This is a genomic window from Pseudomonas sp. HMWF032, from assembly GCF_003060885.1.
In the GTDB taxonomy this organism is placed as follows: domain Bacteria; phylum Pseudomonadota; class Gammaproteobacteria; order Pseudomonadales; family Pseudomonadaceae; genus Aquipseudomonas.
Genome location: NZ_QAIG01000005.1, coordinates 52,260 through 67,703 on the forward strand (window position 1 = coordinate 52,260; position 15,444 = coordinate 67,703).

The following is a 15,444-nucleotide window of genomic DNA, read 5'->3' on the forward strand; positions in this document are numbered from 1 at the left end:
ATGGACGCGCATATCCGCACCCTGCTTACCGTGATCTGCGAAGCCGCGCTGGAGAAAAAGCTGGTGGCTGACCTGGAACAGCTCGGCGCGCCGGGTTGGACCATCTCCGATGCCCGTGGCCGGGGTGGCCGAGGCGTGCGCAGCGCCGGCTGGGACACCGAAGGCAATATCCGCGTGGAAATCATCTGCACCCGCGATGTCGCCGGGCGTATCGCCGGCCATCTGCAGGCGCGCTACTACGCCAACTACGCCATGGTCTGCTACCTGGCCCAAGTGGAAGTGCTGCGCCCGGAAAAGTTTTAGCGGCGCAGGCGATGGGCGGTGCGCAGTTCCAGCAGGTCTTGATAGGTGCAGGTCTGCGGTGCTTCGCCGGTCAGATCAAAGCAGCGTTGGCCGAAACCCATTGGCCAGTAAGCGATGCCGACTGGTGGCCAAAAGATCGAGGCCACTCGGAAACGGCTCTTCAATTTGCCAGAGCGAATGGTATTGGCCTGATTGTCTTCGATACGGTAGGGAATACCTGCGCTAGCGCCCCAGGAGAAGGGACGGCTGCGGACAAGCCCCTGGTTGTTCTTCGCCGGTCGTTCGTTGATCACCAGGGTGCTGTTTTCCGGCAGTTTGAACCAGGCGCCGGTGGAGCAGCCTGCACAGGCTAGGGCGATAAGTAACAGGGTGCTGAAGCGGAGTGCGGACATGCGTGTCGATCCTTATGGTCATCCGTGAACATTCACGAGCAGGCGTCAATCTGGCCATTGGCCAGCTGCGCGGGCGCGCAATATACCCAGTTTTGATCGGGTTTGCCTGTGCCGGGGGTGTTCCTGAAAAGTATTCCGGCCCCGGCTGTGATCAGCGTCTTGCCGCCAGCGTCTAGCCACAGAGCCCGGGCGTCTGGGCGCCGCTAAGGGCCTGAGCATGCAAGCGCTGTTGAATGAAATTATTGATCAAGTCCGCCCGCTGATCGGGCAAGGGAAAGTGGCCGATTACATCCCGGCGCTGGCCGATGTGCCGGCCAACCAGCTGGGCATCGCGGTGTACAGCAACGACGGCGAGCTTTACTGCGCCGGTGATGCGCATACGCCGTTCTCGGTGCAGAGCATTTCCAAGGTGTTCAGCCTGGTGCAGGCGATTCAGCATTCCGGCGAGTCCATCTGGCAGCGTCTGGGCCATGAGCCGTCCGGCCAACCCTTCAACTCGCTGGTGCAGCTGGAGTTCGAGCGTGGCAAGCCGCGCAATCCATTTATCAATGCCGGCGCCCTGGTGATCTGCGACATCAATCAGTCGCGCTTTGCCGCGCCGGTGCTGTCGATGCGCGACTTCGTGCGCCGTTTGGCCGGCAATCCCGAGGTGGTGGTGGACCGGCACGTGGCTGAGTCGGAATACCAGTACCGTGCGCGCAACGCGGCGGCCGCCTACCTGATGCAGTCCTTCGGCAATTTTCACAATGATGTGGAAGCGGTGCTGCGCAGCTATTTCAGCTACTGCGCGCTGCGCATGAGCTGCGTCGACCTGGCGCGGGCCTTCTGTTTTCTGGCCAACGATGGCTTCTGCAAGCACAGCGGTCAACAGATCCTCAGTGCGCGGCAGAGCAAGCAGGTCAACGCAATCATGGCCACCAGCGGCCTGTATGACGAGGCAGGCAACTTCGCCTACCGCGTCGGCCTGCCGGGCAAGAGTGGTGTTGGCGGCGGTATTGTCGCCGTGGTGCCGGGGCGTTTCAGCGTGTGCGTGTGGTCACCGGAGCTGAACGCCGCCGGCAACTCCCTGGCCGGGATCAAGGCCCTGGAGCTGCTGAGTGAGCGGATCGGCTGGTCGGTGTTCTAGCGCGTCACGATCTGTTGCGCGTCGGTGATACTGCGTTAAAAACAGCCTCGGAAGCCGCTTGCGGCTAACGCGCTTCAGCACGACCCGAAGGGCGAGTGAAGCGAGTCATGCTCATTTACAGTCGTAAACTCGCGTGCGAGCCCAGTCCGCTTCCTCGGCTGCTTTGACCAGCCGGAGGCTGTTACTACGTAGCGCCTTGTCTCACTCTAGCTCGCGAGATCGTAAACCCGCCCTGGGTGTCGTGGATTAGCCGACTACGCGTTTTACCCGGCAATCAGCTCCTTCGCCGCCTGGCGGTGATCGGCGATCAGCTTGGCCACATCCAGGCCTTCGATCTGGCCGTCAATCACCCGCCACTGGCCGCCGATCATCATCCGGTCGGCCTTGTCGGCGCCGCACAGCAGCAGCGCGGAAATCGGGTCGTGGCTGCCGGAGAAGCGCAGCTCATCCAGTTTGAAGAAGGCCAGGTCGGCCTGCTTGCCCACGGCCAGCTCGCCAATATCGCTGCGACCCAGCAGCTTGGCCGAACCCTTGCTGGCCCAGCCCAGTACCAATTCCGGGGTGATTTTTTCGGCGCCGTAGCGCAGGCGCTGGATATACAAAGCCTGACGCGCTTCGAGGATCATGTTCGAGGCATCGTTGGACGCCGAACCATCCACGCCGAGGCCGATCGGTGCGCCGGCCGCTTCCAGTTCAAGGGTCGGGCAGATGCCCGAGGCCAGGCGCATGTTCGAGCTTGGGCAGTGGCAGATACCGGTGCCGGCCTGGCCCAGGCGCGCAATTTCGTCCGGGTTGAAGTGGATGCCATGCGCCAGCCAGGTGCGTGAGCTGAGCCAGCCGACGCTGTCCAGATAGTCCACGGTGCGCAAGCCGAAGCGCTGCAGGCAGAAGTCCTCTTCATCGAGGGTTTCCGCCAGGTGGGTGTGCAGGCGTACGTCCAGCTCCTCGGCCAGTTCGGCGCTCTGGCGCATGATTTCCTGGGTTACCGAGAACGGTGAGCAGGGTGCCAGGGCGATCTGGATCTGCGCGCCGTCGCCGCGCTGGTGGTAGTCCTGGATCAAGCGCTGGCTGTCGGCCAGGATCACTTCGCCCTGTTGCACGGTCTGCTGCGGCGGCAGGCCGCCATCGGCCTCGCCCAGGCTCATCGAACCACGGGTGAGCATGGCGCGCATGCCCAGTTCGCGCACGGCTTCGACCTGTACATCGATGGCGTTTTCCAGGCCGCCGGGGAACAGGTAATGGTGATCCGCCGCGGTGCTGCAACCGGACAGCAGCAGTTCGGCCAGGGCTACTTTACTGGCCAGGGCGAGCTTCTCGGGCGTCAGGCGGGCCCATACCGGGTACAGGGTTTTCAGCCAGGGAAACAATGGCTGGTTGACCACCGGACCCCAGGCGCGGGTGAGGGTTTGATAGAAGTGGTGGTGGGTGTTGATCAGGCCCGGCAGCACCACATGCTCGCGGGCATCGAAGGTGCGAGTGCAGGGTTGGCTCGGCTGCTGGCCGACGTTGAGCAGTTCGCTGATCACACCGTCTTCAATCACCAAGCCGCCGGCAGCGTCGAGGTTGTTGGCAGTGAAGATGGCGAGGGGGTTTTTGATCCAGATACGTGTAGCAGCCATTGAGTTGGCTCCTCTGAAGTGGGGTTCAGGTTAGCCAGCTCAGTGTTTACCCTGTCTGCTGATCCAGGTGCGCGGCCGGCGCAGGTGGCCGGGCGTGGCGCAAAAGATAGCGCCGTAATCTGCCTGCGGCAAGAGCGCATGGCAGAATTTCTGACCACGAGGTCAGTGCTTAGAATAGCTTGCGGTACTGCACAAACCCCGAGCGCTCGGCGATGCGCTCATACAGCAGCATGGCCTTGGCGTTGCTCTCATGGGTCAGCCAGTGCACCCGTGAACAGCCGTGCTGTTTGGCCTGCTGGTAGACGTATTCGATTAGCTGGCGCCCGGCACCGTTGCTGCGCACGTCCTTGCCGATAAACAGGTCCTGCAGGTAGCAGTAGTCGCCGGTGGTCCAAGTCGATCGATGGTAGATCCAGTGCACCAAACCGATCGGCTGGCCTTCGTGCCAGGCCAGCGCGGCGTGCATCGGTTCGGCCGGATCGAGAAAGCGCTGCCAGGTGGTGTCGCTGGTCGCTGTGGCGATCTCGGTCATATAGAACCGTTGATAGCCCTGCCACAGCGGCAGCCAGACCGCATGATCGGCGGCAGTCACAGGGCGGATCTCGACGGGGATGCGAACGGGCATGGCGACACTCTCCTTGGCTGGGTAAAACCCTTACAGCCTAGCCGTAAGGGCCCAAGCTTCAATCGGCGCGTTCACCACAGACATCCAGGGCGAACCAGTGTTCGACTTCGGCCTGGCTCAGGCCCACACCGAGCAGGGCGAACAGCTTGCCCAGCGCCGCTTCGCGGGTCATGCCGCCGGCGGAAATCAGCCCGGCGCTGGCCAGTTGACTGCCGGCGGCATACACGCCGAATTCGACATGGCCGTGCGGGCACTGGCTGATCGCCGCCAGCACCACGCCACGTGCATGGGCGGCCTTGAGCACATCGAGCAGTTCAGCGTTGTCTGACGGGCCTGTGCCGCTGCCATAGCACTCCAGCAGCAGGCCTTGCACGCCGCTGTCCAGCAGGGCGCGCACGTGGTTTGCCTGGATACCGGGGTAAAACGGCAGTACGGCCAGATTGACCGGTTGTCGCGTCTGGCGGTAATCGATAGTCGCCGGGATGCTCTCGGCGCGGGCGCTCTGGCGCTGACGCGGCAGCACGTGAAAGGCGTCGAAGGCATCGCTGCGCAGTTTGCTGACCCGTGCGCCGTGCAGCAGCGCACCGTTGAAATACAGGTGCACACCGTGCGCGACGCCCGCTTGCAGCGCGCGCATGGCGCCGAACAGGTTGCCCCAGGCATCGCTGCCCTCGGCGCCGGCCGGCAGCATCGAACCGCTGAGGATTACCGGCACCGGCAGACCCAGCAGCAGAAAGCTCAGGGCGGCGGCGCTGTAGGCCAGGGTGTCGGTACCGTGCAGCAGCAGTACGCCGTCGCAGCCGTCCTGCTCGATGCCGGCGCGAATCGCCGCGACCATTGCCAGCCAGTTGTGCTGGTTCATATTGGCGCTGTCGATTGGCGGCAGCAGCTCGCGGAAGGTCCATTGCGGCAATGCCAGGGACTGTCTGCTTTGTTCGGCGCGCAGACGTGCTTCGAAGCCGGATGCAGGGGCCAGGCCATTCGCGCTCATCTGCATGCCGATGGTGCCGCCGGTGTAGAGCACCAGAAGATTGCTAGAACCCATCAGGGGTCTCCGTACTTTCACTGTTCTTATAAGAAAACAGGGGGCCTAGCCCCCTGTTTGTCACAACCGATGCAGGCGCTTAGCGCTGATGCACACTGTTGCCGATTTCAGCGTGATCTGCACGTTCCGCATATTCGCTGCGCGGCGGATTGGTGGGCCATGCGGCTGGGTCCAGATCCAGATCGGCGAACTGGCGGGCATCAAACACCGGGGTTTTCACCCCAGCCTTGCGCTGTGCATCGTAGTCGCGCATCACCCGCAGGCCGACCTTGAGTAGCATGGCCAGGGCGATCAGGTTGACGAAGGCCAGGCAGGTCATGGTGATGTCGGCGAAGGCGAATACTGTGCCCAAGTTCTGCATCGATCCCCAGCAGATCAGCGCCAGGACCAGGCCGCGGTAGGTCAGCAGTGCAGCCTTGCTGCGGCCGACCAGGAACTGCAGGGCGTTCTCGCCGAGGTAGTAGTTGTAGAGGATGCAGGTGAACACGAACAGGCTCAGTGCCACGCTGATGAAGGTACGCCCCCAGTCGCCGACCACTGCGGCCAGGGAGTTCTGGGTCAGGACGATGCCATCGCCCTCGAAGCCCGGTGTATAGAAGCCCGACAGCAGGATCAACAGCGCGGTGCAGGTGCAGATCACGAAGGTGTCGAGGAATACGCTGAACGCCTGCACCACACCTTGCGCAACCGGGTGTTTGACCGAGGCCACGGCGGCGACGTTCGGCGCACTACCGAGGCCGGCTTCGTTGGCGAACACGCCACGCTTCACACCCATCACGATGGCGCTGCCGAGCAGGCCGGCAAAGGCCGGCTCGAGGCCGAAGGCACTCTTGACGATGGTCAGCAGCATGCCGGGAACGTGTTCGATCTGGATGGCGATGACGTAGACGGTGACCGCGATGTAGATCAGGGTCTTGACCGGCACCAGCAGGTCGGAGACCGCCGCGATGCGCTTGATCCCGCCGATAAACACCAGGCCCAGCAGCACGGCCAGGCCAATGCCGGTGTACTCGACCGGGAAGCCGAAGGCGTTCTCCAGCGAATGGGTCACGGTGAACGACTGCAGGCCGTTGAATGCGAAGCCGTAGGTCACCAGCAGCAGCACGGCGAAGGTCATCGCCATCCAGCGCAACTTGAGGCCGTGCTGGATGTAGTAGGCCGGGCCGCCGCGGTACAGGCCGTCGCCATCGGCGCGCTTGTAGACCTGTGCCAGGGTGCACTCGAAGAAGCTGCTGGACATGCCGACCAGCGCGGTTACCCACATCCAGAACACTGCGCCTGGGCCACCCAGGGTCACGGCGATGCCGACCCCGGCGATGTTACCGGCACCGACGCGACCAGCCAGGCTGAGCATCAGCGCCTGGAACGAGCTGAGCTGGCCGGCGCTGCCGCGAATCGAGTCCTTGAACACGCTGAACATATGGCCGAAATGGCGGAACTGGACGAAACGCGAGCGGATGGTGAAGTAACTGCCGAGGCCGACGATCAGGACGATCAGCAGCTTTCCGGACAGGAAGTCGTTGAGTACTTCAAGCATGGGAGGTTCCTCGATTCTTATTGTTCGAGTGGTGGAGTGGCTACTGGGTAGCAGCCCTGTGCGGCTAGGGGGTGCATGGTTGGTCAGAGGCGCTTGCCGTGCAATTTCGCGGGTGGCGGCGATCTGACGCGAGTTGATGCTAGAATCGCGTCGCTCGCATCACCTGGAAATTCGCCATGTCCGACTGCCTAGGGCTCAATCTCAAGCTGTTGTGCAGTCACTACCGGTCCATCGCCGAGGTGTGCCGCAAGCTGGCGATCAACCGTGCCCAGTTCAACAAATACCTCAGCGGACAGAGCCGGCCGACGGCCTACAACCTCAAGCGTATCTGCGATTTCTTCGGTGTTGAGGCGTACGAACTGAGTCTGCCGGCCGAGCAGTTCGCCGACCTGATTGGCGCCCGTACACCGGATCAGCTCGCGGGCAATCGCAGCGACGCCCTGCTGGAACTGCTCAAACCGTTGCGCGCGCATGCCGGCAACCTGTCGCGCTATTGCGGTTACTACTTCGAGTACTCCAACTGCATGTCGGTGCCGGGCACCGTGCTGCTGTCGCTGGTGCAGCTGTGGGAAGAAGACGGCGATTTTCTCTTCGAACGCCAGGAACGTCAGGAACGTTCCGCCAGTGCCGATGTGCAGGGTGAGGACTGGGTGCGCTGCCGTTACCTGGGCGCGGCCTTCCAGCTGCAGGACCGGTTGTTTCTGATGGACTATGAATCGCTGACCCTCAACGAGATGAGCCAGACCATCCTCATCCCCAGCTACAAGAGCCGCATCACCCGCCTCAATGGCCTGAAAACCGGCGTCTCCAGCGGCGACCGCCGTAGCCCGGCCTGCACCCGCGTGGTGTGGGAATACCTGGGCACGGAGATCAACCGCATCAGCGCCTACCGCCAGGTGCGCCTGTACCGCCCGGACGATCCACGGATCGACGATGACGTGCGCCAGCGCCTGGCCGACGCACCGCTGAAGAACGGCTTGTTTGAGATCGAGTGAGTCACTGGGCCGGTCCGCGTGATGGCGTGAGCTGCAGCCCTCAGGTCCATCACCACAGCGGGGCGCGTTGTTGCTGTCAGAACCCCATTTGCCATTGCGCGACAATCGCGTGGTTCTGCGCGTTGCTGCCCAACTCGCCGCTGTAACCCATGCTGAGGCTTTGGGTGCTGCTCAGGTCGATGTTGACGCCGGTATCGAGCAGCAGGCTGTTGCGGTCCAGGGCGCTGCCTTCGACGCTGAAGGCGCTGCCGCCGCTGAGGAAGGACTGGCGGGTCGTGCTGTCGACGTTACCGTAGGTGTGGCGCCAGGCCGCTGATAGATACGGGGTGAACGGCGTGCCGTTCGCCAGCCTGTTGAGGTGGGCCAGGCGCACACCGAAGGTGCTGGTGAGGTTGCCTTGGTCCTGGTCATCCACCTGCAGTGCGGCGGCGCCGCCTTTTTCGTCGTAGCTGTCGCGGGCATAGTACTGGTAGCCCAGGGCGGCAAAGGGTTCAGCCTGCACCTTACCACTGCCCATGGCGTAGCCCAGCTCGCTGAAGGCCTGGAAGCTCTCGGCATCATAGCGGCCACGCAGGCGGTCGCTGAAGCCGGCAAAGGCCACTTCGCGTTTGCTTTGACCATCGTGAAGGCTGTAGGCCGCGCCCAGACGTAAAGCCAGTGGGCCGCTTTGGCGCAGGCTGTAGACGCCCAGATGCATGCTGTCGGTATCACCGTTGAAACCGCTGCCAGCTTCCAGATCGGTACGTGAATACCCGCCAAGCACGCCCAGGCGCCAGTCGCCAGCCACAGCCCAATCCACGCCGGCTATGGCGCCGCGAGACTCGCTGTCCAGGTCGTGGCCACTCTGACTGCCGTCGAGGCGGCCGCGGCTACCCAGTGCCTGGACCCAGAGCCGACCGCGTGCGGAAGGGTCATTGAGATTGCGGGCTCCGGTCGGCACGCCCGTGGCCGCCAGCAGCGGACCATCCTCCAGTAATCGTGAACTCTGCAGGTTGCCGCCCAGACCACTGCTGAAAGATTGCATAGCACCGAGCATGACGCCGCTGACCTGGCTTGTGCTGCCCAGAGTGCTGCCAGCCAGGCTGGCGTTGTTCGGCGCGGCCAGCTGGTTCAAGGCCTCGCGGGCTTCGCCGGTGCTGCGGGTGACCAGGGCGTTATAGAGCTGCGGGCTGCCCTGGGCGCTGATGCTGCCGGCGACCTTGGCGCCGTTGCCATTGCCGGCCACGTCGGCGAAGGCGACATCATTGCGGTGCAGGTCCAGCTCCACGCTGTCAGCGGCGTAACGCAGGGTCGGGGTGAGGAAGGCGAAATTGCTGGTGACGCTGGCGAAGCGACCGCTGACGCCAGCATCGGCCTGGATTACCTGATAGTGGCGGGTGTTCGGGTAGCTGCCGGCGCTGGCGCGCACCTCCAGGCGGGCGCCATCGAGGGCGACGTGGCCGTCGGCCAGCAGCGGGCTGTGGCTGCCATCGGCGGATACAGCGAAGGCCAGGGTGGAGCCGGCGGCCAGGTTGAGGTGATGGACATGACCGCCACCGGCGTAGGTACCGCCGGCGTGGATATCGAGGGTGCCGCCGATACGACCGAGGTTTACCAACTCGGCACCGGCGAGCACACGTCCGCCTTCGCTGAAGTCATGGCTGTCGAGGGTCCAGCGCCCGGCCTTGACCGCTAGCCATTCAATGTTGACGCTGTTGCCGAAGCTGCCGCCAGCGGTGTCATCCAGGCTCAGAACATCGCGGCCCGCGCCGCCGTCCACCCGGCCGACGAATTGGCTGCCACTGCGCAGGGTCAGGCTGTCGGCGCCGCCGCCCAGATCCAGGGCCACGCCGCCGGTGCTGCTGATCAGGCCGCTGTTGATCACGGTGTCGTTCTGCCCGCCGATGATGCGCACGGCATCGCCGCCCAGACCGAGGATCTGCCCGACGTTCTCCAGGTAGGTGGCGTAGGGTGCCCCGCCAGTGGCGCTGTCGTCGATGAGGATGGCGTTGGCCGCGCCGCTGATGGTCGCGCCAGCGCGGTTGTAGATCGTGCCGCCGCCCATGGCGATGCCTTCGCTGGTGTTGGCCGAGCCGTCCTTGAAGCCGCCGGCGCCGGTGCCTTCGATGATGCCGTGGTTGTCGATCCAGCCTTCGCCATCGATGTCCACGCCATCGCCGTCACCGTCCGCTACCAGGCCGTTGTAAGCGCCGCTGATGCGTCCGTAGTTGGTAACGCGGCCGTTGCCATCGGAGCCGAACCCCGAGCCATTGCGGCCGATCACCACGCCGCTGGCATGGTTGATCAGCTCGGCGCCAACATCGGTGGTGATGCCGTGGCGGCCGCCGGAAAGGGTGCCGTGGTTTTCCACCTTGCCGCCGCTGGAGGCGTCGAAGTCGATGCCATCGTACTTGGCGTCGGCGTTGCTCATGTCACCGCTACTGATGGTGCCGTGGTTGATGATGGTGGCGTTGTTGCCGACGCGCATGGCGTCTTCCTTCACGCCGCGTATCAGGCCGGTGGCGCGGTTGGTGATGTCGATCTGCACATTGGTCTTGAGGTCCTTGAGCATGATCGCGCGGTCGGTCTGGGAGATGAGGGTGCCGGCGTTGTCGATGCTCACGCGGGTGCCGGCCAGGTTGCCGCTGATGCGGATGCCCTGTTTGGCGGCGTCGATGGTGGCGCCTTCGCGGTTGATGATCTGGTATGTGCGTGCGGGGTTGCTGCCCGAGCTGTCGAGGCCGCGGTCGCCAGTGGACTTGATCAGGCCGCGGTTATCGACGATCACCCCGGTGCCGCTGGTGGCGTTCTTCAGCTCCACGCTCTTGCCGCTGGTGGTGATGCTGCCCGTGCCGTCGACCTGCAGGGTGGTTTCTCCGCTGAGTACCTGACCGGTTGTGGTGGCACTGTCCACCGTGACGGTGGCGGCCCCGGCCAGGGAGGTGACGCCGCATACGGCGAGGGCGATGCAGTGGGCGAGCGGAGCACGCGTGCGGTTCATGGCGGCAACCTTGATTGTGATATTGGTGGTTGGCCGCCGTTTATAGGGAAAAAGTATTACGACTTCATAACAGACTATTGATAAGTAATAAGCCCACGCTCTGGTCGTGCGCTCAACCAGGCACGGCTTTCGCCGCCCTGGTTCCGTCGCGTGCCGAGGGTGTCTGTCAGTCCCTGCATTCCTCCAGACGGCGCTTCTGCTCACCGTCGGCGCTGAAGTTGTCCGCCGCCAGCCAGCGCTGGAAGGCCGCCTCGCAGCCTGACCATTCGCGGTCGAGGATGGCAAACCAGGCGGTGTCGCGGTTACGCCCCTTGACCACCATATGCTGGCGAAACAGTCCTTCGTAGCGGAAGCCCAAGCGCTCAGCCGCTCGCATGGAACGGGCATTGTCGGCGTTGCATTTCCATTCCAGGCGGCGGTAGCCGAGCGTGCCGAGCGCCAGTTTGGCCAGCAGATACACCGCCTCGGTCGACGCTGGGCTGCGCTGCATGGCGCGACCGAAAGCGATATGACCAATCTCGATGCTGCCATCCTTGGGCGTGATGCGCAGAAAACTCAGCAGGCCGACGGCGCGCTGCTGGCGTAGGTCGATCACGCTGAAGAACAGCGGGTCGCGACTGGCCGCATGACCGCTCTGCCAGGCATCGAACCCCGCACGTTCGCTGAATGGGCCGTAGGGCAGGTACTCCCAAAGCACCGGGTCGCTGTCCGGGCCTTGCAACGCCTGCCACAGCTCGTCGCCATGGCGCGCCGGGTCGAGCGGTTCGAGACGCACATACTGGCCGTCCAGAGACTCGTGGGCCGGGACGGGCACGGACTGCCAGTCGTGTAGCGTTTGCTGGGGCATGCTACGGCTCCTGTTCAGAACTGTTTGCGGTATTGGATAAAGCCCGAGCGCTCGGCGATGCGGTCGTAGAGCTGACGGCCGGGGTAGTTGGTTTCCTGGGTCAGCCAGTGCACGCGGCTGCAGCCGGCCGCCTGAGCCTGTGTATAGACGTGCTCGATCAGCAGCCGACCGATGCCGCCGCCGCGCTGATCGCTACCGACAAACAGATCCTGCAGGTAGCAGCTGTGCTCCACCGACCAATTAGTGCGGTGGAAGATCCACTGCACCAGCCCTACGGCCTGGCCGTCACGCCAGGCGAGGGCGGCATGGGTCGGCTCGCTCGGGTCGAGAAAGCGCTGCCAGGTCATGGCGCTGACCTCGGCGGGCAACGCGCTCTGGTAAAAGTGCAGATAGCCCTGCCACAGCGGCAACCAGGCGGCGTGATCGGCGGGAGTGATGGGTCGGATTTCGATAGACATGGTTCTTCCTTGGGTTAGTGACTGTCGTTTATGCGTGCGGCCAGTTCGCGGTCGCGTGGGTCATGGCTGGCATGCAGGCCCTCGCGCACGCCGGTTTGGTCGGCCTGGCTGCGGTTTTGCCCGAGCTTCCATTTGCCTTCAAGACGCTCGATGGGCAGGGCGAAGCCGACAATCGCGCGCAGCATGCTGTCGATGTAGTCGCGCGGTGCATCGCTGACCGCCCAGGGCTGCGGACGCTCGGCTTCGTGCAGCGCGCTGAGGCGGCTGACCAGCTGCAGCAGGCGCTCGGCGTCATCGAATACTTCGGCGCGGCCATGGGCCTGCACGCTGATGTAGTTCCAGGTCGGCACCACCTTGCCGTGCTCGGCCTTGGCGGCGTACCAGGACGGGCTGATATAGGCCTCCGCCCCCTGGAAAATCACCAGCGCCGGGCTGCCCTCAGCCAAATCACGCCACTGCGGGTTGGCTCTGGCGAAGTGTCCGTACAGCGTGCCGTATTGGCCCTCGCCAGGTTCCAGCAGCAGCGGTAAGTGGCTGGCGAGCAAGCCCTGGCTACCGTGGCTGACCAGCGTCGGCAGGCGCGTGGCACGCATCTGCTGGTGCAGCGTGGCGAGGTCGTCCTGGCGAAAGGCGGCGGGCGTGTACATGGGGGGCTCCTGAGCTGATGGAGCCATGCTAGGCCGCGTATTGGTCTGTTGTAAGATCCACTTTCTGCGACTTTTATGGAGCCAATCGTTATGGCCATTTCGCCCGCTGCGCCGCTACCGGTCGATCTGTCCGGCATTCACCTCGATCCACAGCACGGCCTGGCGCGCCAGCTGTATCAGGCGCTGCGCGAACGCATCCTCGATGGTCGCCTGCAACGCCGTACACGCCTGCCGGCCAGTCGTGATCTGGCGAACCTGCTGGGTATCTCGCGCAACACCGTGACCCGCGCCTTCGATCAGCTGTATGCCGAGGGTTATATCGAGGGGCGCATCGGTGCCGGCACTTATGTGGCCGAGTTGAGTGGGGCGACGCGGCCAACGCCCGCGCCCTCTGTCCAGGCTCAGCCGTCTGGCAGCCCGCAGAGTGCCGCTTTGCAGCTGTTGCAGACGCACCATCTGAATCCGCCCTTGAGCGGCGCACCCCGCGCATTTCGCGTCGGTGTGCCGGCCTTTGACCTGTTTCCCTTTGAGACCTGGGCGCGCTTGTCTGCGCGCTTCTGGCGCAAGCCATCGCCGACACGCCTGGGCTATGGCGACCCGGCCGGCGATTGGCAATTGCGCGAGTTGATCGCCGCCTACCTGCGCAACAGTCGCGGCCTGCACTGCGATCCGGCGCAGATTATGGTGACCAATGGTGCGCAGCAGGCCATCAGCCTGTGCGCGCAACTGCTGGTTACCCCTGGCGCGCGGGTGGCCGTGGAGAACCCTGGCTACCGCGCCGCCGGCCATGCGCTGGCGATTGCCGGGGCGCAGCTGTGCGGGGTGGCGGTGGATGGCGAAGGACTGAACACTGCCGCGTTGGAACAGATTGAAGAGTGCCGGCTGGTTTACCTGACGCCCTCGCACCAGTACCCGACCGGCGTCACCCTCTCGCTGGCACGGCGTCTGCAATTATTGGAATGGGCCGAGCGCAATGACGGCCTGATTATCGAAGACGACTACGACGGTGAGTACCGCTACAGCGGCACGCCGTTGGCACCGTTGGCGGCGCTCGACCGCCAGGGCCGCGTGCTCTACGTCGGCACCTTTTGCAAAATTGCCTTTCCGGCGTTGCGTCTGGGTTATCTGGTATTGCCGCCGGCGCTGGCCGAAGCCTTTGCCCAACGCCGCGCGCTGGATATGCGCCATTCGGAAATCGGCACCCAGGCGGTGATGGCCGAATTTATTGCCGCCGGGCACTTCCAGCGGCATATCCGCCGCATGCGCACGGCGGCCCGCAGCCGCCGCGATGCACTGTTGGCCGGCTGGCCTGCGGATGTGCCGGGCTGTGCGCCGCTGCCGGTGGTGGAAGCGGGGCTGCACCTGTGTGTGCGGGTAAGCAGCCTGGCCCGCGAGCGCGAGCTGATCAGCGCCGCCGAGCGGGTTGGCGTGGAGATGACGGCGCTTAGCAGCTACTGGCTACCCGACAGCGCCACGCCGGAAGGCCAGCGCGCCGGGCTGGTGCTGGGGTTTGCGGCGGTGCCTGAGGCGCAGATTAATGAGGCGTTGGCAGTGTTGCGCCAGGTTTGGAATGCACATTAACGTCAGGCAAAAAAAGGGATGGCCGTGGCCATCCCTTGAGGAGTGGAGGCAGGGGAGCCTCCTGTTACGCAGGGGTTCGCTTACTGGCTGAGGGGTACCAGGCGCGGGGCGATCATGTTTTCCGGGCGCAGGATGTCAGCCAGGGTGGCGTCGTCCAGCAGCTGCTCTTCACGCACCAGCTCCAGCACACCACGGCCGCTGTCCAGTGCCACTTTGGCGATGCGTGTGGCGTTCTCGTAGCCGATGTAGGGGTTGAGGGCGGTGATCAGGCCGATGGAGTTTTCCATCAGTTCACGGCAGCGCGCTTCGTTGGCGGTGATGCCGTCGATGCACAGCTCGCGCAGCATATCCATGGCGCGGGTGAGCAGGCGGATCGAGTCGAAGATCTTGTAGGCGATCAGCGGCTCCATCACGTTCAGCTGCAGTTGGCCACCTTCAGCGGCCATGGTCAGCGCCAGGTCGTTGCCGATCACTTCGAAGGCCACTTGGTTGACCGCTTCCGGGATCACCGGGTTGACCTTGCCGGGCATGATCGAGCTGCCGGGCTGGCGCGCGGGCAGGTTGATTTCATTGATGCCGGTGCGCGGGCCGCTGGAGAGCAGGCGCAGGTCGTTGCAGATCTTCGACAGTTTCACCGCGGTGCGTTTGAGCATCCCGGAGAAGAGCACGAATGCGCCCATGTCGCTGGTGGCTTCGATCAGGTCAGCGGCCGGTTTGACGGGGTGGCCGCTGATCACTTTCAGGCGTTCGACCGCCAGGTGTTGGTATTTCGGGTCGGCGTTGATGCCGGTGCCAATCGCCGTGCCGCCCAGGTTCACTTCGGTGAGCAGGGTCGGGGCGAGCAGTTTGAGGTGCTGCAGGTCTTCACCGAGGGTGGTGGCAAAGGCGCGGAATTCCTGACCGAGGGTCATGGGCACGGCGTCCTGCAACTGGGTGCGGCCCATCTTCAGGACGTGGTTGAATTCCAGGCTCTTCTTCGACAGCGACTGAATCAGCTTGTCCAGCGCGTTGAGCAGGCTGTCGTGGCCGAGCAGCAGGCCGAGGCGAATGGCCGTGGGGTAGGCGTCGTTGGTCGACTGCGCCATGTTCACGTCGTTGTTCGGGTGCAGCTGCTTGTAGTCACCTTTTTCGAAGCCCATGGCTTCAAGGGCGATGTTGGCGATGACTTCGTTGGCGTTCATGTTGGTCGAGGTGCCCGCGCCGCCCTGAATCATGTCGACCACGAACTGCTCGTGAAACTCGCCCTGAATGATGCGGGCGCAGGCGGTGCTGATCGCCGTGTGTTTGGC

Annotated in this window: 13 protein-coding genes and 1 pseudogene; 4 read left to right on the forward strand and 10 right to left on the reverse strand. The window is 64.1% G+C overall.

Features of this window, described 5'->3' with window-relative positions; translation table 11 throughout:
- On the forward strand, positions 1–303 hold the full coding sequence (locus DBR00_RS03125) for a P-II family nitrogen regulator (RefSeq protein ID WP_108487181.1): 303 nt from the start codon (positions 1–3) through the stop codon (positions 301–303).
- On the opposite strand, the gene DBR00_RS03130 is transcribed toward DBR00_RS03125, so the two are convergent.
- A complete protein-coding gene (locus tag DBR00_RS03130) occupies positions 300–695 on the reverse strand; it encodes a hypothetical protein (protein ID WP_108487180.1) in 396 nt (131 codons plus the stop codon). The genes DBR00_RS03125 and DBR00_RS03130 overlap by 4 nt on opposite strands.
- A gap of 217 nt (positions 696–912) precedes the next feature.
- On the opposite strand from DBR00_RS03130, the gene glsB reads away from it, so the two are divergent.
- Positions 913–1,821, forward strand: coding sequence for a glutaminase B (gene glsB, locus DBR00_RS03135; RefSeq protein ID WP_108487179.1), 909 nt, complete (start codon positions 913–915; stop codon positions 1,819–1,821).
- Positions 1,822–2,084: 263 nt separating this feature from the next.
- On the opposite strand, the gene DBR00_RS03140 is transcribed toward glsB, so the two are convergent.
- From DBR00_RS03140 to DBR00_RS03155, 4 genes are all read right to left on the reverse strand, one after another.
- On the reverse strand, positions 2,085–3,440 hold the full coding sequence (locus DBR00_RS03140) for an 8-oxoguanine deaminase (protein ID WP_108487178.1): 1,356 nt from the start codon (positions 3,438–3,440) through the stop codon (positions 2,085–2,087).
- Positions 3,441–3,609: 169 nt separating this feature from the next.
- Positions 3,610–4,065, reverse strand: a complete 456-nt coding sequence (locus DBR00_RS03145; RefSeq protein ID WP_177479887.1) for a GNAT family N-acetyltransferase — start codon at positions 4,063–4,065, stop codon at positions 3,610–3,612.
- Between the two features lie 58 nt (positions 4,066–4,123).
- Positions 4,124–5,110, reverse strand: a complete 987-nt coding sequence (locus DBR00_RS03150; protein ID WP_108487177.1) for an asparaginase — start codon at positions 5,108–5,110, stop codon at positions 4,124–4,126.
- Positions 5,111–5,189: 79 nt separating this feature from the next.
- On the reverse strand, positions 5,190–6,647 hold the full coding sequence (locus tag DBR00_RS03155; protein WP_108487176.1) for a sodium:alanine symporter family protein: 1,458 nt from the start codon (positions 6,645–6,647) through the stop codon (positions 5,190–5,192).
- Between the two features lie 176 nt (positions 6,648–6,823).
- Between DBR00_RS03155 and DBR00_RS03160 the strand changes: the two genes are divergently transcribed.
- Entirely contained in the window at positions 6,824–7,642 is an 819-nt protein-coding gene (locus tag DBR00_RS03160) for a helix-turn-helix transcriptional regulator (protein ID WP_108487175.1), read from the forward strand.
- A 76-nt stretch (positions 7,643–7,718) separates the two neighbouring features.
- On the opposite strand, the gene DBR00_RS03165 is transcribed toward DBR00_RS03160, so the two are convergent.
- The 4 genes from DBR00_RS03165 to DBR00_RS03180 all read right to left on the reverse strand — a co-directional run bounded on the left by DBR00_RS03165 (position 7,719) and on the right by DBR00_RS03180 (position 12,574).
- Positions 7,719–10,622, reverse strand: a complete 2,904-nt coding sequence (locus tag DBR00_RS03165) for an autotransporter outer membrane beta-barrel domain-containing protein (protein WP_108487174.1) — start codon at positions 10,620–10,622, stop codon at positions 7,719–7,721.
- Positions 10,623–10,788: 166 nt separating this feature from the next.
- Positions 10,789–11,469: a GNAT family N-acetyltransferase gene (locus DBR00_RS03170; RefSeq protein WP_108487173.1), complete on the reverse strand. Its 681-nt coding sequence runs from the start codon at positions 11,467–11,469 to the stop codon at positions 10,789–10,791.
- 14 nt (positions 11,470–11,483) lie between these two features.
- Entirely contained in the window at positions 11,484–11,927 is a 444-nt protein-coding gene (locus tag DBR00_RS03175; protein WP_108487172.1) for a GNAT family N-acetyltransferase, read from the reverse strand.
- A gap of 14 nt (positions 11,928–11,941) precedes the next feature.
- A complete protein-coding gene (locus DBR00_RS03180; protein ID WP_108487171.1) occupies positions 11,942–12,574 on the reverse strand; it encodes an FMN-binding negative transcriptional regulator in 633 nt (210 codons plus the stop codon).
- Positions 12,575–12,664: 90 nt separating this feature from the next.
- Between DBR00_RS03180 and DBR00_RS03185 the strand changes: the two genes are divergently transcribed.
- On the forward strand, positions 12,665–14,155 hold the full coding sequence (locus DBR00_RS03185) for a PLP-dependent aminotransferase family protein (protein ID WP_108487170.1): 1,491 nt from the start codon (positions 12,665–12,667) through the stop codon (positions 14,153–14,155).
- An 80-nt stretch (positions 14,156–14,235) separates the two neighbouring features.
- On the opposite strand, the pseudogene DBR00_RS03190 reads toward DBR00_RS03185, so the two are convergent.
- Positions 14,236–15,444, reverse strand: a pseudogene (locus DBR00_RS03190) (aspartate ammonia-lyase); the annotation flags it as partial.